This is a genomic window from Akkermansia sp. RCC_12PD, assembly GCF_036417355.1.
Classification (GTDB): Bacteria; Verrucomicrobiota; Verrucomicrobiia; order Verrucomicrobiales; family Akkermansiaceae; genus Akkermansia.
Map to the genome: position 1 here is coordinate 3051609 of NZ_CP143889.1, position 19418 is coordinate 3071026.

The following is a 19418-nucleotide window of genomic DNA, read 5'->3' on the forward strand; positions in this document are numbered from 1 at the left end:
GTCTATATTAGTCACCATTCCGTGTCAATAATAAATTCGCGTCCATTGAACAGATACAGAAGCAGAAGCGTTTTACTCCTTCGGAACGCATCTCCATCCACTGCCTTGTTCCTTAAGGAACAAGGCAGGATAAACCATGGTCCCCGGCACGAATAGCGTAAACATTACTAGTCAGTTTCCTACAGCTTATCCTTGGCGGCACGGCCATAAGCCGTGTTCGGGTACTTGCTGGCGGCCTCCTGCCAGTATTTCAGGGCCTTTTCCGAATTATTGAGCAGGGAGGAATAAATTCCCCCTATTTTATACAGGAAAAGGGCCCGGTCCTCCTTCCTCCATCTTCTGGACGCCAGTCCTTCCTGTAAAAGTTCAACGGATTCCGCATACCTGCGCATGTCGTTCAGCAGACCGGATTCCATCAGCCAGGGACGCACCATTCCGGGATTTTCCTTCCGGTTGCGTTCCAGAAGCTCCAGGGCGCCCGCCGCATCTCCGGCCCCCAGCATGCGCCGGGCCGCATCCACCAGCACTTCTTCATCCGTGGAGATGTTGGACGCATACAGGGTTTTCGTGACCACGTCGCTCATGCCCGGAAGCAGGTACTTGACCACCAGCCATACTTCAAAGACAATGACTGGAATCAGTCCGCACAGGGCCTGGAGCGGACTCAGAGGGATGGCCCGCACCAGAAAGGCAAAGATACCGAGAGGAAGCAGCAGCCACAACAGACGTATGAAGGTGTGGCGGGCAAGAATAAGAATTGTTTTCCACATGGCGGCATCTTTCATGAATCATGCATTATTCCCCGGCCGTAGCCGAAAACGTCAAATGCCTCCAGGAGGCGTTTTCCCTTCCCGTTTGGGAAGGAAGAAAGCCCCCGGAGGCCGTTGTCAGAATCTGTAAACGGCTTCCACGCCCACGCGGATGCGGAAGTCTTCAATAGTGCTCATGCCGGCGTAGCGGCGAATATCGGAACGCGTGTTCCCCGCCCAGTCAAACTGGATGAAGGGAATGACACGGAAACCGCTCCGGGAATCCACCCCGGAAATGCGCACGGGAGCCGCCAGCTTGACGTTGAACTGGTCGAATCCGGCCACGCCGGCGCCCCAGTAGCTGGAGGAATAGCTGGTACCAGCGCTCAGTTCCAAATCCACCTTTTCATGAATCAGTCCGCTCCAGCGCTTGCCCGCATTCAAATCGATGCGCCAGCCCGTCATGCCGTAAAAACCGTACTGGACATCCAGAGCGCCGAAATAGCCGTGCCCCGGATCATCGTACGCCAGCCCGGCGGTAAAGGATTGGGCCACGGAGTGGGGGGCCTTGCCCGTGTATTTGCTCAAATAGCCGGGAAGACCGCCGTAATTGAACTCATAACCGCCCCGGAAAGTCAGGTTCGGGAACAATTCCTTCACAGCCTTCCAGTCCGCGTTAAAAGCGTTCTTGTCGCTCAGCAGGCCGTCGCAGAAAGCCAGGTATTCCGCGCCGATTTCCTGCTTCCAGTCCTTGACGAGGTTCAAGTCCACTTCCCCGCCAAAGGTGAACACGCCGCTGCGGTTCAGCAGGGAGGAGGCCACCAGGTCCTTGTAGGCATAGCGGGAATCGTAGCCGATTCTGGCCGCGCCGCTGATCGTATCGTTGTAGGCACTTGCCGGCCGGGGATCATATCCGTATCCGTCATAGGCGCCGGCGGAAACCGCGGCCAGGGCTCCGGCCGTCATGAACAGGGCTGTTGCTTTCATAGTAAACTTATCTTAACCATTCCACGCCGGCCAAAGCAAGCAGAATCCCGGACGCATGCGGAAAATGCGCAAGGGGCCGTTTCCCCGCCGGGACATGGCATAATAATGCGGGGTTCGTCTTGGAGAAAAAGCCCGTCACCTGTATGCTGGCGCCGTCATGGAGTGGAACGCGGATTTGTATGAAGACAAGCACGGCTTTGTCGCGGACTACGGGAAAGACCTGCTCTCCCACGTTCCGGACAATCCAGGACAGGCCATTCTGGACCTGGGCTGCGGCACGGGCGCACTCACGCAGGAACTGCTGGCCAAATCCGCCCATGTCGTCGGGGCGGACGCTTCTCCAGACATGGTGCGCAAGGCGCGGATGCTTCACCCGGACATCGACTTCCGGGTGGTGGACGCCTGCCGGATGCCGTGGTCCGACCGGTTCGACGTCGTTTTTTCCAACGCCGTTTTTCACTGGATTCCCGATCAAAAGACCCTGCTGGAAAATATTTTCCGCGTGCTGAAACCGCAAGGCAGGCTGGTCTGCGAATTCGGAGCCGTCCGTAACATACACCGCATTCAGCAAGCCTTTCAATCCATCCTTTGCCGCCAGAAAAGACATTATGAAAGTCCCTTTTACTTCCCCACCGTGGAGGAATACCGGAAATTAGTGGAACAGGCCGGACTGCACCCGGAACTGGTCATGGATTACGACCGCCCCACGCCGCTGAAGGACGGGGAGAACGGCCTGCGCAACTGGGTGGCACAGTTTTTTGCCTCCGATCTGGCCCCGCTGCCGGAAGGCAGCCGCATCCGGATTTTTGAAGAGATGGAGTCCGCCCTCCGGAATGAGCTGTGGAACGGAGTCCAATGGGTGGCCGACTACCGGCGCATCCGGGTCATAGCCGTGAAATGACATTTTCCGCACCGCTTTCCCACGTGAGGAACATTCCCTTTCTGCCTCAGCGTTATCGCAGAAGCACCGGATATTCGGCACAAAAAAGGCTTCCCGGAACAACTACCGGACTTTCTTTCCCTTTCTCCATCCGACCATTCGCGGGAGGAAGGAAAACTACCGGAACTACCATGCCGGGTACGCGCATAATGCTTGAGAGTTCTCCGGTCATTTTGTACAACCCCCGGCAATGAGTACGTTCACTCCTTTTGAAGAAAAGATGGAGTCCGCGGGCATCTCCACCGCAGCCATCAAGGCATTTTCCCGCTGTTACGAAGCTCTCGTTTCCAACCATTCCGGCATGATCCCCGAAACGGACATCAGTCCGGCGGACCAGGTGGCGGACTGGAAGAACATCACGGATTCCACGGCCCCGGCCGGAAAGGACCTGATTTCCCAGTGCGTCTGCATCAAGCTCAACGGGGGCCTGGGAACGAGCATGGGACTCCAGAAAGCCAAGAGCCTGCTCAAGGTGAAGGGGGAGGACACTTTTCTCGATCTCATCGTCAGGCAGGTGAAACACCTGCGCACCATATCCGGAACCCCGGTGCGCCTGCTGCTGATGAATTCCTTCTCCACCAGCGCGGACACGCTGGCCTATCTGGAAAAGTATGCGGCGGACGGTTTTGCCGACGCCCACCAGGTGGAACTGATGCAGAACCGCGTGCCGAAGATTTTGGCCGATACGCTGGAACCAGCCTCCTATCCGCAGCAGCCCGAACTTGAATGGTGCCCTCCCGGCCACGGGGACCTGTACCCGGCCCTGCTGGGTTCCGGCTGGCTGGACCGGCTTCTGGAGGACGGCGTCAAGTATGCCTTCATCTCCAATTCCGACAATCTGGGAGCCCAGCTTGACATGAATTTCCTGCGCTGGTTTGCGGAAAGCGGAGCCCCCTTCGTCATGGAAGTCACGCGCCGCACGGAGGCGGACAAGAAGGGCGGCCACCTGGCCGTCAGAAAATCCGACGGGCATCTGATCCTGCGGGAGGTAGCCCAGTGCCCGGACGCGGACATCCCCGAATTCCAGAACATTTCCAAGCACCGTTATTTCAATACCAACACGCTCTGGATCCGCCTGGATTCCCTCAAGCAGATTCTGGACGCCAACGGCGGCGTACTTCCCCTCCCCATGATCCGGAACAGCAAGACGGTGAACCCCAGGGACCCGGAGTCCGCCAAGGTGTTCCAGCTGGAAACGGCCATGGGCGCGGGCATCGAATGCTTCCCCGGCGCGCGCGCCGTCAATGTGCCGCGCTCCCGCTTTTTCCCCGTTAAAACCACCTCCGACCTGCTTTTGCTGCGTTCCGACGCGGTTTCCGTAGATGCAGACGGCAAGGTGGCCCTGGCTCCGGAACGGAATGGAGCCGCCCCCATCGTGGACCTGGACCCCAGCCTGTACAAGCTGGTGGATTCCCTGGACAGCCTCGGCCTGCCTTCCCTGGTGGGGCTGGACAAGCTGACCCTGCGCGGCCGCTTCCATTTTCAGGATGGGGCCGTCCTTCAAGGCACCCTGCTGATGGAGAATAACACGGAAGAAACGAAGGAAATCTTTCCTGGCATTTATGCCGGAGCCTGAACATACATCATCCGACACACTTCCCAGTCCGGTGAAAACCGGCCTGGGGGTGGACGATATCCGCCACATTCCCGTACAGGAGAGGGAATTGCGCTTTACGCGCAACCGGGCGGGAACCTTCCTGACCGGATCGGCTTTCCTGCTGATTGCCATAGCAGGTTTTCTCCAACTTGCGGGGCACGGCACCATCACGCCCTATCTTCCCGCCCCCTTGTGGGCCATGCAGGCTGCGGCCCTGATCCCAGCCGTCCTCTTCCTGTATCTGGGGCTCCGCTGCCTGAAGCATGCGGCCGTCATCGTCACGCCTCTGGGCGTGGAAATTCTCCCCTTTGTGCGTCCGCGCCATACCATGCGGTGGCACCTCTGGCAGCAGATATGCTCCGCAGAGCGGGACGGAACACGGCTGACGCTCCGCCTGGCGGACGGAACAAACACCATCATCGGAATGGCTCCCCTGACGGCATCCAGCCGGGACATGCTGGTCCATGCCGTTCAGGCGCGCCTCAACTCCCTGCATCAATCCGGTTATGGTAAGGCCTGAAAAACTCGCCGCCCTCAAGGAGCGCATGGAATCCCTGGGAATCCGGGAGCAGGACCTGGAGGAAAGTTTTGTTAGAGGCGCCGGGCGCGGCGGCCAGAAGGTGAACAAAACCAACAATTGCGTTTATCTTAAACATGTCCCGACGGGCATCGCCGTCAAGTGCCACGTGGACCGTTCCCGGGAGCTCAACCGCTTTCTGGCGCGCCGGGAACTGTGCGACGCCGTGGAACGGCAGCAGACGGGCCAGTGCGCCTCAAAAGCCCGCGTTATCCAGCGCATGCGCAAACAGAAGGACAGGCGCAGAAGGCGTTCTTCGGCGCATTCCCGGCCGCCAGCGGAAGACATAAGACATGTAAGCAATTCCCGTGAACGCGCCGCTGCATGTATCCCTGCTCCATGGGCAATTTCCTGGTAGTCCCCGTTCTGCCGGACGGGACTGGTTTCTGTATTGACTTTCCGGTATGTCCTGATATTTTTAGTCCGAAATCAGACTATTTATTACATGCACCTCGACCTCAAATCCACGATCAGGCGTTACTACCAAATCTGGCTTGAAACCAACGAGCTTTATTCCCAATGGGCCGAACAGCACGGAATCACGATCAACACGCTTCTGGTGCTGTACATGGTGCGGAATACCGAACGCTGCACCCAGACGGACCTATGCAGGATGCTCATGCTTCCCAAGCAGACGGTGAACAGCATCCTCAAAAACCTTGAAAGCCGTGGTTACGTTTCACAGCAGACGGACAGCGCCGACAGGCGCAACAAGATCATCATTTTTTCCCCTGAAGGCAGGGATTACGCGGAACACGTCCTGACCGAACTTTACGAGGCCGAATCGGAAGCGTTCAATGCCATGAGCCTCGAAGAGGTCAACGGATTGATCAGCCACAGCCGCACGTACCTCCGCCATTTCCGGAAAGCCGCTCATCCATAGGAGACTGTCATGCCGTATTTGTATTTGCTGCTGTCCATAGCGGGAGAACTGATAGGAACGCTCTGCCTGAAATACGCGGAAGGGTTCACCCGCCCGTGGCCGACGGCAGGGGCCATTGCCGCCTATGTTATCTGCTTCCTTTTCCTGTCCAAATCCCTCAGGGGTATTGAGCTGAGCATCGCGTACGCTTCCTGGTCCGGCATCGGTATGGTAGCCGCCACCTGCCTGTCCGTCTTCCTGTTCAAGGAGCATCTGAATGCCGCAGGCGTTTTTGCCATCGTCCTCATTGTAACGGGCACTGTGCTTCTGAATGTCTCCGGCACGACGCATTAGGGCAGAGATTTTGAGCCGTCAAGGTTCTGAGGAATTTTCCCCAGCCGGGACGGAGGAAGAGGCGCAGGAAGCTCTCCGGAATGCGTTGAGGGAAATGTGACAGGCGCCGGGAATATCCCTATTGGCCGCCCTGCCGGCGCATTTCCTCCGTCAGGGTTTTATATTTCTTCTTGAGCAGGGCGAACACGTTCGGGGGAACGTAGCGGCTCACCTGGCTTTCCCAGCCTTCCGGCCCGATCAGGCCCTTGATCATGCTGGAGGACAATTCCGCCGTATCGCGCGGGGGCATCAGGAACACGGTGCAAACCTTGGGAGCCATGTCCGCATTGATATGGCGCATCACGCGTTCATATTCATAGTCCTGTGTAGAGCGGATGCCGCGCAGCATGAAGGAGGCCTCATGCTCCTTGGCAAAGTCCACCAGAAAGCGGTTGTGGAATTCGGCGATGCGCACTTCCGGCATGTCGGAAAGCGCCGTCCGGAGCATGTCCATGCGCTCTTCATGGGAAAACGTGTAGTTCTTTTCCGGATTGTCGCCAATGGCCACAATCAGCTCATCAAACATCCGCGCCCCCTGCCTGATCATCCACAAGTGGCCATTGGTCAGGGGGTCGAAACTACCGGCGTACACGGCGATGCGCTTCATCCGTGCATGCTATACGCCCTCTTTTGGAAAATACAATCCTTTTTCATCATACCTTGTGACCACCCTTGGAAACGGCATGGCCGAACCTCCGCCTTTCATCGGAATCCGTCTTGACAGTTTCACGGAAATCTTTAAAGAGGAACCGTTCCCCGTGCCGCTGCGTGCAGGGAAACCTTCCCGTTCCCCCTCCCCCGGCAACTCCCATGACAGACCAGCCCTCTCCCTTTCCGGAACGCCCGGCGTTTCCGTCAATGCCCGCAGACACATCCGTCCGCCCTCCAGCCCCGGCACTCCCTCCTTCCTGGTGGAGGCACGGGAACATACCTCTCCTTGCTCTGGTATGCAGCGGTTTTGCCGCGGATTTCATGTTCGGCACCCTGCAAGGCCTGGGAATCGGTACGGCGCTGGCCATCCTGCTGTACACCGCGGCCTTCCTCATGCTGCGGACGGATATCAGCCGCAAGGAACAGTGGTTCCTGGGCGTCATGGCCGTGCTGAATGCCACCGCCGCCGGCCTCAACCTTTCCCCGGATTCCCATTACAACCTGCTTGTCGCCATGTTTCTTCCCCTGGCCGTCATTTTCCTGCCGCGGAAAGAGGGAAACGGCTATGTTCCCGGAACAAGGTACGTTTCCTGGCTGGAATACAGATTTTTCCGCATGAATCAGGTGCGGAAGGCGGCACAGGGTCTCAGGGGAAAACTTCCTCTTGCCGCCAGCGTCGCCATCGGTATCTCCCTGTTTCTCTTCTTTCTCTCCATCTTTGCGGACGGGAATCCGGTCGTCGCTTCCGTCAGGACCGCCATGAACGAGCTGGCCGTCCGCTACCTGTCCTGTCTGCTTCCCAGCAGGGAGATGTTTATTCACTTCCTCCTGTGGGGACTGGGTTCCCTGTCCTTCGGCATTCTGACCATGCACCGCAGATGCGCCCCCTTTGGCGAGGACCGGCCCATCCGGCCGGAGAAGCCGTGGCTGCCATCCCTTCCGGTCATTTCCCTGCTGTTCATCAACCTGGCTTTCCTGGTCAACAACGGAACGGACATCTCCTTCCTGTGGAGCGGGAAGGTGCCGGAAGGTATTTCCCAGACAGGCTACCTGCATGAAGGGGCGGACTCCCTTACGCTGGCAGCCATTCTTTCCGGCTTGATCCTGTTGGTCATGTTCCGCTCCTCCGGGGCCGTAAGGGCTTCAAAAACGGGGACCGTCCTCGGCTTTATACTGGCTGTCCAGACAGGGCTGATCGCCGTCAGCGTCGCGGTGAGGCTGTACAACCAGAAGAAGACTTCGGCTTTTCCCCCACGCGCGTTACGGCCGGAATTTACCTGCTCCTGGGCGCCTGTTTCCTGGGCCTTCTGTTCGCCTACATGGCCGGCAGCGGCAACTGGGAACGCTACGGGGTGCGCTGCGGGGCATTGTCCCTCGTTTTCCTGTGCCTGGGGGGGTCCGCAGTCCTTCCCAGTTGAGCGGGGACCTCAACCTGATGACCATGGACAGCCACCCGGAGTGGTATTTCAGCGACGGCGACCTGTCGCGCTTTGAAATCCGGGACAATTTTTCTTTTGCGGCAGCTGTTTACCAAAGGCTGGGAGCAGACACCGTAGCAGGAGCCAATGTATACCAGATGATTAGAGAGTCCATTTTTTACTATAAGATTTCCAACTGGAGATCCTTCAATTTGCAGGGATGGCGCCAGAAATACCAGGAGGAGGCATTCAGCCGCCTTCCTGTTCCCATGGCGGAGGCCACTTACGGGACCAAGGCCTGGAAACCCTCCAGCCGCCCCACGGGAATGAGGCCGGAAGCCTGACGGAAAACCTCCACACCGCGCTCCGTCAAGATTTTCATCCCCCGGCTTGTCAAGAGACCATATTTTTTGCATCATTCTTTTCCGTTATGCAGAAACGACGCGTCGTTATCCTGGGCTCCACCGGTTCCATCGGAACCAGCGCCCTGAAAGTAGCCCGGGACATTCCGGACAGAATGGAAGTGGTGGGCCTGGCCGCCGGCAGCAATGCGGAGGCCCTGGCCCTCCAGGCACGGGAATTCGGCGTTCACAACGTCTGCATTTACGATCCGTCCAGGGAGGAGGAACTCTCCCGCGCCCTTCCCGGCTCGCAGGTTGAGACGGGGGAGGAAGGCCTGTGCCGCCTGGCACAGCTTCCGGAGGCGGACATGGTGCTGATTTCCATCGTGGGCACGGCGGGGCTGCGCCCGGCGCTGGCCGCCATTGAGGCGGGGAAGGACCTGGCCATCGCCAGCAAGGAAATTCTGGTCATGGCCGGACAGATCGTGATGGAAAAAGCGAGGCAGGCCGGAGTACGCGTACTCCCCGTGGACAGCGAACACAACGCCATTTTTCAATGCCTGAACGGCAACCACGGGGGGCCGGAAGCCGTCTCCCGTCTGATCCTGACAGCCTCTGGAGGCCCCTTCCGCACCTGGAAGAAGGAAGACCTGGAGCACGTCACTCTGGAACAGGCGCTCAAGCACCCCACATGGACCATGGGCCGGAAGATCACCATTGATTCCGCCACCCTGTTCAACAAGGGGCTGGAAATGATCGAAGCCCGCTGGCTGTTCGACGTCCCCATGAACAAGGTGGACGTAATCGTGCACCCGCAGAGCATCGTGCATTCCATGGTGGAATACATGGACGGCACCGTGCTGGCCCAGATGAGCAGTTCGGACATGTGCTTTCCCATCCAGTACGCCGTCACCTGGCCCGACCGCGTTCCCAATTCCCTGAAACAGCTCAATTTCGCGGAGATCGGTCAACTGGTTTTCGAGGCCCCGCGGCCGGACGCCTTCCCCGCCCTGGACTTGGCGCGCAGGGCCGGAGAATGCTGCGGCACGATGCCCGCCGTGTACAATGCCGCCAATGAAGTGGCGGTGGACGCCTTCATCCGCGGCGATCTCCGCTTCACCGGCATCTGGAAGCTGGTGGAAGCCGTCATGAACGACCATGCGAACACGGACGCCCGCGAAAACCTGGCCCCCATTCTGGAGGCGGACGCCTGGGCCAGGAGCCGCGCCGCCGCGCTAATACCTTCCATCCCCTGATTTCCCCTCCTCTCATGACAGCCCGGAGTTCCTCCGGGGCCCCTGCTCCCGCGCCCCGGATCACCATTCTTGACATTCTCAGGGCACTGGCCCTGCTGGGCATTGTCATCGTCCACGCACACGACCATTTCAACCTGTACCTTCCCGTTCTCCCCGCTACGGGATGGCAGGCGGCGGCCAACGGTGCCGCGGACTGGCTCTACGAACACCTTTTCGTCAGCAAGTCGTTCCTTCTCTTTTCCTTTCTGTTCGGCCTCAGCTTCTTCATCCAGCTGGACAGACAGGAGCAAAGAGGCGTGGATTTCCGGAAAAGATTCATGTGGAGGCTCGTTCTGCTATTCCTGCTGGGCCTGGTCCACACCCTGTTTTACGACGGGGACATTCTCACCATTTTCGGAGTCCTTGGATTCGCGCTGGTTCTACTGTACAGGCGCCGCACTCCCTTTCTGGTCATTCTGTGCCTGCTGTGCCTGATGCAGCCCGTCAACGTCATGGACGCCCTGGCCCGCGCCGGAATGGCGGAGGGCTGGCCCCATTCCTCCGGCTGGTTCCTCCCGGATTCCCCGGCGGCGGGGCCTTCCCGGGAATTCCTGTACGCCGGCGGCTCCTGGGGGGAGGCGGCCTGGTGGAACCTCACCCGGGGACAGGTCGGGAAATGGCAGTTTTTCCTGCTCAGCGGCCGCATCTGGCAAACGCTGGGACTGTTCATCCTAGGCATGCTGGCAGGCAGATGGCGGCTCTTTGCGGACGCTCCCGGCAAGCGTGTTCTGTTCCTCCGGCTGCTGGCAGTTTCCCTCTTGCTATTCCTGTCCCTGCTGGCCGTGCGAACGCTCCTTGTTCCGCTGACGTCCTCCCCCGCGGGTTCCGACCTCCGGCACCTTGTCCTTCAGTGGGAAAACCTTTCCTATGTAGCGGCTTTCGTTTCCGGAGCCGTCCTGCTGTTTTCCCGCCCCGGCCTTCACCTGCCCTCCGACCTGCTCAGCAACACCGGAAAATGCACGCTGACCTGCTACGTGACGCAAACGCTGATATTCACGTTCCTGTTTTTCGGCTGGGGACTGGGGCTGGCACGGAGCATGGGACCGTGGATATGCCTGTGTTCCGCCGTAGCGGTCTTCTGCCTTCAGGCATGGGTATGCCGCCAGTGGCTGAAGCACTTCCTGTACGGCCCGCTGGAATGGCTGTGGCGCACGGCCACCATGTGCCGGATGCAGCCGTTCATCAGGAAATAAGGCCTGTACCTCGCACAGGACTCCCTTCCTCAAGCCAGGGAAGCGCGGAAAGCGGTTTTCCCGTGGAACGGCGGCGGATTCACAGCCCCCACACGGAATAGCACAGGACAAGCACAATATTGGCTGCGGCGGCGAGAAAAAAACGGCCGATTTTCAAATAGCCGATTTTTCCCAGCACGAGCGACAACAGCAGAAAGGAGGAATACAGGGCAATCCAGATTAGGGCGAACGCCGCCAGGGCGCTGCCATTGCCTCCTCTGTCAAGGGTCATGTGCCAGCCGGACAGAATCAGCGGGAGTGCGGGCATGACCGCATAAACGGCATACACCCAGTTCCGGACTACCGGTCTGGAAGTGACGACCAGCGGGTCCTTGTCAAAAAGAACGTTTCCGGACTTGATCGCGCTCCCGGTCTCCCTGCGCAACGCAAAGGGCAAATAGAACGGTACCAGCATCGGCAGAAGGGCGGGCCATCCGTACACAATCGCCCCCAGGCCGATGATGAAGGCTAAAACTGAAACAAGAATGACCGGCGCCAGTGCGATCAACAGGAAAACTAGGCCCGTTTTGCGATCGGCCCTGTCACCCATTTTCAGGAATGTCCATGAAACATAAGCCATAAGATGATACCGGGATTTTCTCTTTCCCGTTTCCTCCTGATACAGGATCAACGCACGGATGGCAAGACATTTGCAGGCTTCACGGTTTTGCAGCCTGTACACTCATTTGCGTGGGCGTCCGCTACAATGAGCTTGTTTTCAAGACATCAGGGGTTTTCTATTTCTTTCTCGCCATTCTGTGTACCCAGGCTTTTCCCATGTTGGGGAGAAATCGTAAATTCCTCCTTGTTGCCTATATTGCCCTCTGCAGCATTTTTCCGTTCAAGATTTTCATGCATCATGCCAGGACATTTGCAGTCACCCCGGAAGCCATTCAGAAGAATATCCGCAATGAATGGAACGGCTCCCTTTACCATCCTGAAGACATTTCCTACTGGCAGATTGTGAAAAAGCTGACTCCGTTTGAACAGCTGCTGTTTTATTCCCGGAAAGGGGAAAACGGCGAAAGAGTCATGGCATGGTGCCGCACAGGACGGGATATGAATAGTCCGTCCAGCCGACCGCAGAAGGGGGAAGCCATATGGAAACGCCCCTCCCGCAAGACAGATAACGCCCCTCTTTGATATTGCCCCCCATGGCCGGGCACGTTATCCTTCTTGCATGGCATACCGAATTTGCAAATCAATCGAGCTGGAAAGCGGACACCTTTTATCCAAGCATCCGGGCAACTGCAAATTCCCCCACGGCCATACACGCTCCGTGGAGATGGTATTCCGCGCGGATTCCCTGGACGCCAGCGATATGGTGCTGGATTTCAAGGCTGTCAAGCAGATGATGGGCGAGTTTCTCCAGCAGTTTGACCATTCCCTGTGCATGAATACGGAAGATCCGAATTACAGGACCTTCCTCGCCGCGTACGGCGACCGCATCATTCCATTTGACCGGGAGGACCCCACCAGCGAAGTGATGGCCCGCACTATTTTCACCTACGCCCGGAAAGCGTTGGAAAAGGCCAAGAAAACTTTTACGGAATACCCAGTCAGGGATTGTGTTACGCTGGAACGCGTACGCGTCTGGGAAACCAGCAGTTCCTGGGCAGAATATGGGGAATGAGGGAAAAACCGGGCATTCCGGCCCCCGTCATAATGCCTGATCCACTGTTAAAACGGGTTTAGCGTCATCATGTGCTTATTCGTCCTGTGCCCATAGGTGGAGGAATACACATCCGTAATTTCCCGAGCCCATTCGTCAATAGTGTGCTGATGGTGGGCGTATTTTTTAAAGTCCTTGGTATCCACGCCCAGCAGGGAGCTGTGGTCTTCCTCATAATCCGCAAATTCGGAAACGATGCGGCCGTTCTCATCACGCAGGCGGCCCGCCATGGCGATGTGACCCTTCTTGATGAACCTCTTGACCAGGCCGCCGCCCTTGATACCACTCAACGCCGTGACAAAGATGCCGGCCTTGGCGTTCGTGGGTGTGATGGAGATGATGGCGAGTTCCAGCGTATAAGCACCCTTGGTTCCGACGGGAACCATGTCAAAATTCGGGTTTTTGGCAACCTCCTTCTCCATACTGGCCGTCACGCTCCTCTGGAAGTACGCCGCCAAATTGTGCAGGGCGTCAACCCCTTCCTTGCTTTCCGGCCTCACATCCATGTGAACCGTATCCACCGGAAGAACAGCCATCATCACCTTTTCGCCATTGACGCCGTTTACCCTGTCATTCCATATTTTGTCATCCGGGGCGTTCCAGTACGCATCAAAGGGAATGTGGGAGTCCTCATTCTTCACATGATGCTCCACAAACCCCGTCTGGGGCACATGCTTGAAGTTATTGGAACAGGCCACTACCGCCATGCCGCCAAGCAGAACGAGCACCATCAGGGAAGCCAGAAACAGAAACCGATATTTTTTCATAAACAGGCAATCAGCTAGAATCATTTCATACATGAGCCCGTTCTCCGTGTCAATCAAACCGCCGGAAATGAAAACATTAAATAATACATTCCTCCATGTGCAGTCTTCCGCCTTTCCGGAACGCCGCTCAGTCCTGACATTCTGCAGCCGTATTTCCGTCTCCTGAGGAAACGCCGGAATAAAATTCCCGGATGAACCAGGGGTTGCGTTCCTCCCACAAGGTTTCCGCCACCCTGTCCGCCACCCGGATGGAGAGTTTTTCATGGAAACAGGTGAATTCCCCCACCCAGTCCGTCCTGCCGGAGGTTACGTAGTTGACGCAGCCGCACCATTGGAGACACCGCGCACGCAGGGAACAGTCCAGGCATTTGGGGTTCCTGTTGCCGCGGGCAGCCGCCAGCTTCAGCTTTTTCTCCCGGTCCACTCCGGTAAGGACATTGCCCATGCACAAGTTTTCAAGGTCATCATTCCCTACCAGGCGGGCGCAGGGGTAGATGTTTCCGGAGACAGCTACGGCGATTTCCCGTTCCCCCAGGGAACACATGTCACAGGTCTGATACCCGCCCTTCACATAGGCGCCAATCTTGCTCTGAATGACGTTCAGCGTCAGCGGATTTCCTGCCCGGTAACGCCGCACGACTTCTTCCCCTACCTTTTCATAGGCAGCGGAAAGGGCTGCCAGTGCCTCCGGCGTCCATTTAGCGCCAAAGTCCGGGTTCAGCATGATGTCCAGCCCGCAGGCCCCCCCCATCCACCGCACGGATTCCTCCAAATGCTTCACATTGGCCGGATTTACCACGCAAATCAGCTCCGCCCGGTGTTCCCTTCCCTTAAACCATTCCAGCGCGGCCACGCACTCTGCATGAGAGCTGCGGCCATCCGGATAATTGCGCCATACTCCGTGCATAGCTGCGTTTCCGTCCATGGAAAGCCCCAGATGAAATCCTTTTTCCATCAGCCATACCACACGCTCTTCCGTCAGCAGGGTCATGTTGGTGGTGAGCGTCCATTTCAGGTTGATTCCGGCGCGGGAGGACTCTGCTTCCGCATATTCCCGGCATTCCTGAAGAAGAGTCCATTCCAGCAGGGGTTCCCCGCCAAAAAAGCCTATCTGGATTTCAGTCATTTTCCCCAGCGCCTTCCCTTCCCGGCATGCCTGTTGCAGCCCGAAGTCAATGGAGCGGAAAGCGGTTTTGCGGCTCATGGAAACCGCCCTTTTACGGCCTGCATAGCAGTAGCCGCAACGCAGGTTGCAGTCATGAGTCAGGCACAGGGTCAGATAAATCATGGTTTTTAGGGAATATCAGCCTGTCAGGACAACGAAACAGAAGATGATTTATCCGTTCACCTTCCACGTAGTTTCTCCGGGCAGCCGCTTCCTCCATTCCTTGGAACGGGAATCCGCACGTTTTTCAGGAGATAGAATTTCAGGGTGTTCCGTTTTTTTTCTTTTCCAAATCCGAATCTCCAGAGCAATCCTGATCGGAAACTGCCTCGTTCACCGGAAGTACATCAACGACCATGCCCGCAGTTCTCGTGATGGTATACAAGCCGGAGCCATCTTTTGTGTGAATCGCCTCTTCCTTTTTTCCGGCATTATCTGGAGCTTCCTCCCGGGGCTGGCAGGACATCAAGGTTCCGGCGGCAGTCAGCAGGACACCCGTTTTCAGCAACCTGGAAAATTCGGCGCGGGTGGGATAACCGCCGGAAAAAGATTTTTTTGCATTCCCGCCTATCATTCCTTTATTTTCCCTTAACGTGAATAATCTTAATAGGAGGAGGCAACGGAGCTACGCCCAAGACCTGTTGCTGGGAGCAGGCGATCAGGTTGCCGGACATGGCGGTGAGGAGGCCCAGCTTCAGCAGTCTGGACATTTCCTTTCCGGTAGGATAATCGGGTTTCCGCTCCGGTTGCGGAGGAATGGAGGCGCGGGGGGTAGTCATGCTTTCCTGTTCCTATAAAATACTTTGACTGTCAAGAAAAAACATTATTTTCCCAGTCACCGACATGGCATTTTCCTTCCAAAGCTCCCCCAGATTTCTTTTGCCTCCTGCGCAGCAGCATCCACAATGCAGGCTGATGCCATGTATCAGAGGAAAAATCAATGCAAACAATACATTCAACCTACCCAGTGAAAGACGACAGAAATTCCAAGTTGCTCACTTCTCCAATCGCCTCTCCCATGCAGCCGGAAACTCTCCGCCGGTACGGCGCAAATGGTCATCAGGACAGGATCCCGTGTCTTTTTCATGACCGCCAACCGGGGATGCATTCACCCCTGATGAAGTTTGGAGTCCGCAGGACATCAAGGTTCCGGCAGCGGTCAGAAGAACTCCGGTTTTCAGCAATCCGGAGAATTCGGCCCGGGTGGGATAACTGCCGGAAAAAGACTTTTTTACATTCCCGCTCATCATTCCTTTACTTTCCCTTACCCTGGATCATCTTAACGGGAGGAGGCAGCGGTGCGCCCCCCAGGTGCACTCCCTGCTGCTGGGAGCAGGCGATCAGGTTGCCGGACAGAGCGGAGAGAAGGCCCAGTCTCAGGAGTTTTGATATTTCCTTTCCAGTGGGATAACCGGGCTTCCGGCACGGTGCGAGGGACATGGAAGCAGAAGGGGCAGCCATGTCTCCCTACTCGCACCAATGCCGTTGACCGTCAAGAAAAAATTATTCGTCCTCCCCCAGGGGACGATACTTGACGGCCAGTTTTTCCAGGAGTTTCAGAGCCATGGCCGCACGGGCGCGGAAGGAGCGGTAATCCCTGGGATCACAGTCGCTCCAGGCGCGCTCCGCCAGCGCGAGGGCGCGAGGCCACGCCATGTATTCCACCAGCCCCATATTGTACAGGTATTCAGTCCAGATGTTGGCCTGAAGGCCGCGCACCTTGACGACCTCCTCCGGGGAGAGTTCCGGCAGTTCATAACCATACACCTGCTTGAGCGGAATGAGGCCGCCTATGGCTTTAGGCTCCGTGGAACCGGCGGACTGGTAGTAGTCAAAGTAGAAGTGGGAGCTGGGAGCCAGAATGACGGGGTGCCCTTTTCTGGCGGCGGCAGCGGCAAAGTCATTGCCGCGCCACGCCATGACGAAGATATGCTTGTCGGCTTCCAGTTCACCGCCCTCGTCCCAGACGATGGCGTCATACCCGCCCTGCCGCACATAAGCCGCCACTTGACGGAGAAAGTCCCTGCCCAGAGCCTTCAGGCTGTTTTCATTCAACCCCTTCAGGCGGCTCTGGCAGTACTTGCAGTTTCTCCATGATTCCGTGGAAACTTCATCATGCCCCAGATGAATGGGGGAACCGGGCGGAAAAATGGTCTTCAATTCATCCACCACGTCTTTCACGAACTGCATGGTTTCCGGACGCCCCATGCAAACGGTGTCCCGCCCTTTTTTGCCTTCCACGGGAAAGTTGACACCGTCGCAGACCAGTTCCCCGTAGGCGTGCATGGCGGCGTACGCATGTCCGGGCAATTCTATCTCCGGAACGACTGTCACCCGGCGATTCCGGGCGTATGCGATGATCTCCTTCATCTGCTCCTGTGTGTAGAACCCGCCGTACGTCGCTTCCGGATCGTTCTCCTGAATAGCCAGCTTCACTTCCTGCCAGTTCCATTCCCCGTTGGCCAGCGGCACGCGCCAGGCGCTCATGGTCGTCAGGAGCGGGTATTTTTTGATTTCCAGCCGCCAGCCGGGACCGTCCGTCAGGTGCAGGTGCAGCCGGTTGAGCTTGAACAGGGACATGGTGTCTATCATGCGCTTGACTTCCGCCATCGTGAAGAAATGGCGGGAGACGTCCAGCATGATGCCACGCCACTCGAAGCGCGGAACGTCCCTGATGGAGAAGGCGGGTACGGAAAAGCCGCCTTCCGTCCGGTTGGCGTTCAGTATCTGTACTGCACTCTGCCATGCGTAGAAGAGCCCCTGCGGAGCCGCCGCGCGAAGATGCAGGACGCCTCTTCCCCCATCCCGGCTTTCCAGGCGCATTTCATACCCCTCTTCCGTTTTCATGGGCTCACCTTCCAGGGAACATAGCACATCCGCCGAGTTCCTGTCTCCGGTCATGGACAGGCCCGTGACAATGCCCTGGGCATTCAAAATATTAAGCAGGGCCTCCACCGTTCCGGCGTCCCTGCCGGGGGCATAAACGGCCAGGCGCAGTGGCAGCCGTACGGGAACGGAGACGTCAGACCTGCATTCGGACGGAGCGGGAAGCAAAATGTTTTCCGCAGGGACGGGAGCCTCTCCCGCGGCCGTCAGACATCCAGCCAGAGCCAGAAAGGCGCTCATCCGGTGAAAACGTTCCCTGGTCAGCCTCATTCCGGATTTACGTGTCCAGGGGCAGAGACCTTTCACCCAGGGAAAATAAAAAAGGCGCGGCATGATGCACGCGCCTTTTTCAAAACGGTTATTTGCGGCCGCCGAAGAGGCCTCCCAAACCTCCGCCGAGCCCGCCAAGACCTTTCAGGGCTCCCAGTCCGCCGCCCATGCCGGGAAGGCCGGGCATCTTGCCTCCCTTCCCCTTCATGGCCCCCATCTGCTTCATCATGGCGCCCATTTTACCCTTGCCGGACATCATCTTGCGCATTTCCGAAAAGTTCTTGATGAGCTTGTTCACCTCCATCAGGGAACGTCCCGAACCGGCAGCGATGCGCCGGCGGCGGGACGGGTTCAGCAGGTTGGGGTTGCTGCGCTCCCTGGCCGTCATGGAAAGGACGATGGCTTCCATGTGCTTCATCCTTTTGGGATCAAGCGCGCCGTCCGGGAGCTGTTTTTTGATTTTTCCGAAGCCGGGCAGAAGTCCCAGCAATCCTTCCAGGGGACCCAGGTTCTGCATCATTTTCATCTGCTCCAGAAAGTCATTGAAGTCGAATTTGCCGGACATCATCCGGCTCATGGACTTGGCCGCCTGTTCCTCGTCAATGCGGGCGGCGGCATGCTCCACCAGGCCCACGATGTCCCCCATGCCCAGAATGCGGTCCGCCATGCGGCCGGGGACGAAGGGGCCGAACTGGTCCAGCTTTTCCCCTTCCCCGGAGAATTTGATGGGCTTGCCCGTCACGGAACGCATGGAGAGGGCCGCGCCGCCGCGGGCGTCGCCGTCCAGCTTGGTAAGGACGATGCCCGTCACGTTTACGGCCCGGTCAAAAGTCTGGGCCACGTTCACGGCCTGCTGCCCCGTGGCAGCATCCACCACCAGAAGGGTTTCACGCGGAGAAAGGAAGGAATGCAGATGGCGGAGCTCGTCAATGAGGGCTTCGTCCACTTCCTGTCGGCCCGCCGTGTCAAAGATCATGACGGTGCCGTTCTGGGTCTTGGCCCATTCCAGGGCTTCCCGGGCCACGGCCACCACGTCCCGGCTGCCGGGGGCGGGCTTGTACACGGGCACCTGGATTTGTCCCGCCAGCGTAGCCAGCTGGTCGATGGCGGCGGGGCGCACCAGGTCGCAGGCTACCAGCAGGGGGCGCCGCCCTTCGTTTTTCAGGCGCAGGGCCAGCTTCGCGCTGGTGGTGGTCTTCCCGGCGCCGTTGAGGCCTACCACCATGATTCTGGCGGGGTCCGTCAGATCCAGTCCCACGGCATCGCCGCCCAGCAGGGAGGCGATTTCATCACGGAAGATTTTGACGATCTGTTCTCCGGGCTTGATGGATTTGAGCACTTCCTGCCCCATGGCGCGCTCCTTGACGCGGGCAATGAAGTCCCTGGCCACGCCGAACTCCACGTCGGCTTCCAGCAGGGCCAGCCGGATGTCGCGCATGGCGTCCGCAATGTTCTTTTCAGAAATCTTTCCCAGGCCCCTCAGCCTCCGGAACGTGTTGTCCAGTTTATCTGCTAAAAGTGAAAACATAATCGTGCGGTGTGCCAGACTGTGCCACAATTCCCCGCCTCCGTCAACAGGCGCGGCCTGCATCAGGACATGATGCTTGACTTGCCGG

23 protein-coding genes are annotated in these 19418 nt (G+C 57.9%); 13 read left to right on the plus strand and 10 right to left on the minus strand.

The features are described from left to right. Window positions 1-179: 179 nt before the first annotated feature. Both V3C20_RS12880 and V3C20_RS12885 read right to left on the minus strand, forming a co-directional pair. The gene (locus V3C20_RS12880; protein WP_161981251.1) at window positions 180-770 is read right to left on the minus strand and encodes a tetratricopeptide repeat protein; all 591 of its coding nucleotides are present in this window, start codon (window positions 768-770) and stop codon (window positions 180-182) included. A gap of 117 nt (window positions 771-887) precedes the next feature. Continuing rightward, entirely contained in the window at window positions 888-1736 is an 849-nt protein-coding gene (locus V3C20_RS12885; protein ID WP_130082567.1) for a hypothetical protein, read from the minus strand. A gap of 157 nt (window positions 1737-1893) precedes the next feature. On the opposite strand from V3C20_RS12885, the gene V3C20_RS12890 reads away from it, so the two are divergent. The 6 genes from V3C20_RS12890 (at window position 1894) to V3C20_RS12915 (ending at window position 6066) form a co-directional block, all read left to right on the plus strand. Beyond that, on the plus strand, window positions 1894-2637 hold the full coding sequence (locus tag V3C20_RS12890) for a class I SAM-dependent methyltransferase (protein WP_130082566.1): 744 nt from the start codon (window positions 1894-1896) through the stop codon (window positions 2635-2637). Window positions 2638-2866: 229 nt separating this feature from the next. Then, a complete protein-coding gene (locus V3C20_RS12895; protein ID WP_130082565.1) occupies window positions 2867-4252 on the plus strand; it encodes a UTP--glucose-1-phosphate uridylyltransferase in 1386 nt (461 codons plus the stop codon). Continuing rightward, window positions 4239-4793, plus strand: a complete 555-nt coding sequence (locus tag V3C20_RS12900; RefSeq protein ID WP_130082564.1) for a hypothetical protein — start codon at window positions 4239-4241, stop codon at window positions 4791-4793. Before V3C20_RS12895 ends, V3C20_RS12900 begins: the two co-directional genes overlap by 14 nt. After that, window positions 4780-5208: a peptide chain release factor-like protein gene (locus V3C20_RS12905; RefSeq protein WP_130082563.1), complete on the plus strand. Its 429-nt coding sequence runs from the start codon at window positions 4780-4782 to the stop codon at window positions 5206-5208. Before V3C20_RS12900 ends, V3C20_RS12905 begins: the two co-directional genes overlap by 14 nt. Before the next feature lie 87 nt (window positions 5209-5295). Next, window positions 5296-5733, plus strand: a complete 438-nt coding sequence (locus V3C20_RS12910) for a MarR family transcriptional regulator (protein WP_130082562.1) — start codon at window positions 5296-5298, stop codon at window positions 5731-5733. Window positions 5734-5742: 9 nt separating this feature from the next. After that, on the plus strand, window positions 5743-6066 hold the full coding sequence (locus V3C20_RS12915) for a multidrug efflux SMR transporter (protein ID WP_130082561.1): 324 nt from the start codon (window positions 5743-5745) through the stop codon (window positions 6064-6066). A 118-nt stretch (window positions 6067-6184) separates the two neighbouring features. Here V3C20_RS12915 and coaD read toward each other — a convergent pair whose 3' ends face one another. Then, the gene (coaD, locus tag V3C20_RS12920) at window positions 6185-6712 is read right to left on the minus strand and encodes a pantetheine-phosphate adenylyltransferase (RefSeq protein ID WP_067572938.1); all 528 of its coding nucleotides are present in this window, start codon (window positions 6710-6712) and stop codon (window positions 6185-6187) included. 203 nt (window positions 6713-6915) lie between these two features. Here coaD and V3C20_RS12925 point away from each other — a divergent pair, with 203 nt between their 5' ends. The 4 genes from V3C20_RS12925 (at window position 6916) to V3C20_RS12940 (ending at window position 11003) form a co-directional block, all read left to right on the plus strand. Further along, complete coding sequence (locus tag V3C20_RS12925) at window positions 6916-8250, plus strand: DUF4173 domain-containing protein (RefSeq protein ID WP_130082560.1); 1335 nt, start codon at window positions 6916-6918, stop codon at window positions 8248-8250. Then, window positions 8198-8518: a hypothetical protein gene (locus V3C20_RS12930; protein WP_130082559.1), complete on the plus strand. Its 321-nt coding sequence runs from the start codon at window positions 8198-8200 to the stop codon at window positions 8516-8518. Before V3C20_RS12925 ends, V3C20_RS12930 begins: the two co-directional genes overlap by 53 nt. A gap of 86 nt (window positions 8519-8604) precedes the next feature. Next, complete coding sequence (locus V3C20_RS12935) at window positions 8605-9771, plus strand: 1-deoxy-D-xylulose-5-phosphate reductoisomerase (RefSeq protein ID WP_130082558.1); 1167 nt, start codon at window positions 8605-8607, stop codon at window positions 9769-9771. Window positions 9772-9785: 14 nt separating this feature from the next. Then, on the plus strand, window positions 9786-11003 hold the full coding sequence (locus tag V3C20_RS12940; protein ID WP_130082557.1) for a DUF418 domain-containing protein: 1218 nt from the start codon (window positions 9786-9788) through the stop codon (window positions 11001-11003). 79 nt (window positions 11004-11082) lie between these two features. Here V3C20_RS12940 and V3C20_RS12945 read toward each other — a convergent pair whose 3' ends face one another. Beyond that, window positions 11083-11622, minus strand: a complete 540-nt coding sequence (locus V3C20_RS12945) for a hypothetical protein (protein ID WP_130082556.1) — start codon at window positions 11620-11622, stop codon at window positions 11083-11085. A gap of 272 nt (window positions 11623-11894) precedes the next feature. On the opposite strand from V3C20_RS12945, the gene V3C20_RS12950 reads away from it, so the two are divergent. Further along, the gene (locus tag V3C20_RS12950) at window positions 11895-12185 is read left to right on the plus strand and encodes a hypothetical protein (RefSeq protein ID WP_130082555.1); all 291 of its coding nucleotides are present in this window, start codon (window positions 11895-11897) and stop codon (window positions 12183-12185) included. A 37-nt stretch (window positions 12186-12222) separates the two neighbouring features. Continuing rightward, window positions 12223-12675 (plus strand): 6-carboxytetrahydropterin synthase, encoded by a 453-nt coding sequence (locus tag V3C20_RS12955; RefSeq protein ID WP_130082554.1) that lies wholly within the window; start codon window positions 12223-12225, stop codon window positions 12673-12675. 47 nt (window positions 12676-12722) lie between these two features. Here V3C20_RS12955 and V3C20_RS12960 read toward each other — a convergent pair whose 3' ends face one another. After that, window positions 12723-13481, minus strand: a complete 759-nt coding sequence (locus V3C20_RS12960; protein ID WP_161981250.1) for a DUF3313 domain-containing protein — start codon at window positions 13479-13481, stop codon at window positions 12723-12725. A 127-nt stretch (window positions 13482-13608) separates the two neighbouring features. Beyond that, window positions 13609-14769 (minus strand): radical SAM protein, encoded by a 1161-nt coding sequence (locus V3C20_RS12965; protein WP_130082552.1) that lies wholly within the window; start codon window positions 14767-14769, stop codon window positions 13609-13611. Between the two features lie 43 nt (window positions 14770-14812). Here V3C20_RS12965 and V3C20_RS12970 point away from each other — a divergent pair, with 43 nt between their 5' ends. Then, entirely contained in the window at window positions 14813-15238 is a 426-nt protein-coding gene (locus tag V3C20_RS12970; RefSeq protein ID WP_330935398.1) for a hypothetical protein, read from the plus strand. Here the strand turns inward: V3C20_RS12970 and V3C20_RS12975 are convergent. The 4 genes from V3C20_RS12975 to ffh form a co-directional block, all read right to left on the minus strand. Then, complete coding sequence (locus V3C20_RS12975) at window positions 15225-15425, minus strand: hypothetical protein (protein WP_130082550.1); 201 nt, start codon at window positions 15423-15425, stop codon at window positions 15225-15227. The two genes, V3C20_RS12970 and V3C20_RS12975, sit on opposite strands and share 14 nt — an antisense overlap. Before the next feature lie 475 nt (window positions 15426-15900). After that, entirely contained in the window at window positions 15901-16107 is a 207-nt protein-coding gene (locus V3C20_RS12980; protein ID WP_130082549.1) for a hypothetical protein, read from the minus strand. Window positions 16108-16149: 42 nt separating this feature from the next. Further along, window positions 16150-17865, minus strand: coding sequence for a beta-N-acetylhexosaminidase (locus V3C20_RS12985; protein ID WP_130082548.1), 1716 nt, complete (start codon window positions 17863-17865; stop codon window positions 16150-16152). 25 nt (window positions 17866-17890) lie between these two features. Further along, on the minus strand, window positions 17891-19330 hold the full coding sequence (gene ffh, locus V3C20_RS12990; RefSeq protein ID WP_130082885.1) for a signal recognition particle protein: 1440 nt from the start codon (window positions 19328-19330) through the stop codon (window positions 17891-17893). Window positions 19331-19418 lie beyond the last annotated feature (88 nt).

Coding starts and splice junctions, on each gene's coding strand:
- V3C20_RS12915 (WP_130082561.1), top strand. CDS start 5,743: ATGCCGTATTTGTATTTGCTGCTGTCCATAGCGGGAGAACTGATAGGA.
- V3C20_RS12880 (WP_161981251.1), bottom strand. CDS start 770: ATGTGGAAAACAATTCTTATTCTTGCCCGCCACACCTTCATACGTCTG.
- V3C20_RS12965 (WP_130082552.1), bottom strand. CDS start 14,769: ATGATTTATCTGACCCTGTGCCTGACTCATGACTGCAACCTGCGTTGC.
- V3C20_RS12940 (WP_130082557.1), top strand. CDS start 9,786: ATGACAGCCCGGAGTTCCTCCGGGGCCCCTGCTCCCGCGCCCCGGATC.
- ffh (WP_130082885.1), bottom strand. CDS start 19,330: ATGTTTTCACTTTTAGCAGATAAACTGGACAACACGTTCCGGAGGCTG.
- V3C20_RS12890 (WP_130082566.1), top strand. CDS start 1,894: ATGGAGTGGAACGCGGATTTGTATGAAGACAAGCACGGCTTTGTCGCG.
- V3C20_RS12945 (WP_130082556.1), bottom strand. CDS start 11,622: ATGGCTTATGTTTCATGGACATTCCTGAAAATGGGTGACAGGGCCGAT.
- V3C20_RS12935 (WP_130082558.1), top strand. CDS start 8,605: ATGCAGAAACGACGCGTCGTTATCCTGGGCTCCACCGGTTCCATCGGA.
- V3C20_RS12955 (WP_130082554.1), top strand. CDS start 12,223: ATGGCATACCGAATTTGCAAATCAATCGAGCTGGAAAGCGGACACCTT.
- V3C20_RS12895 (WP_130082565.1), top strand. CDS start 2,867: ATGAGTACGTTCACTCCTTTTGAAGAAAAGATGGAGTCCGCGGGCATC.
- V3C20_RS12900 (WP_130082564.1), top strand. CDS start 4,239: ATGCCGGAGCCTGAACATACATCATCCGACACACTTCCCAGTCCGGTG.
- V3C20_RS12960 (WP_161981250.1), bottom strand. CDS start 13,481: ATGAAAAAATATCGGTTTCTGTTTCTGGCTTCCCTGATGGTGCTCGTT.
- V3C20_RS12910 (WP_130082562.1), top strand. CDS start 5,296: ATGCACCTCGACCTCAAATCCACGATCAGGCGTTACTACCAAATCTGG.
- coaD (WP_067572938.1), bottom strand. CDS start 6,712: ATGAAGCGCATCGCCGTGTACGCCGGTAGTTTCGACCCCCTGACCAAT.
- V3C20_RS12930 (WP_130082559.1), top strand. CDS start 8,198: ATGGACAGCCACCCGGAGTGGTATTTCAGCGACGGCGACCTGTCGCGC.
- V3C20_RS12975 (WP_130082550.1), bottom strand. CDS start 15,425: ATGACTACCCCCCGCGCCTCCATTCCTCCGCAACCGGAGCGGAAACCC.
- V3C20_RS12980 (WP_130082549.1), bottom strand. CDS start 16,107: ATGGCTGCCCCTTCTGCTTCCATGTCCCTCGCACCGTGCCGGAAGCCC.
- V3C20_RS12905 (WP_130082563.1), top strand. CDS start 4,780: ATGGTAAGGCCTGAAAAACTCGCCGCCCTCAAGGAGCGCATGGAATCC.
- V3C20_RS12925 (WP_130082560.1), top strand. CDS start 6,916: ATGACAGACCAGCCCTCTCCCTTTCCGGAACGCCCGGCGTTTCCGTCA.
- V3C20_RS12985 (WP_130082548.1), bottom strand. CDS start 17,865: ATGCCGCGCCTTTTTTATTTTCCCTGGGTGAAAGGTCTCTGCCCCTGG.
- V3C20_RS12885 (WP_130082567.1), bottom strand. CDS start 1,736: ATGAAAGCAACAGCCCTGTTCATGACGGCCGGAGCCCTGGCCGCGGTT.
- V3C20_RS12970 (WP_330935398.1), top strand. CDS start 14,813: ATGATTTATCCGTTCACCTTCCACGTAGTTTCTCCGGGCAGCCGCTTC.
- V3C20_RS12950 (WP_130082555.1), top strand. CDS start 11,895: ATGCATCATGCCAGGACATTTGCAGTCACCCCGGAAGCCATTCAGAAG.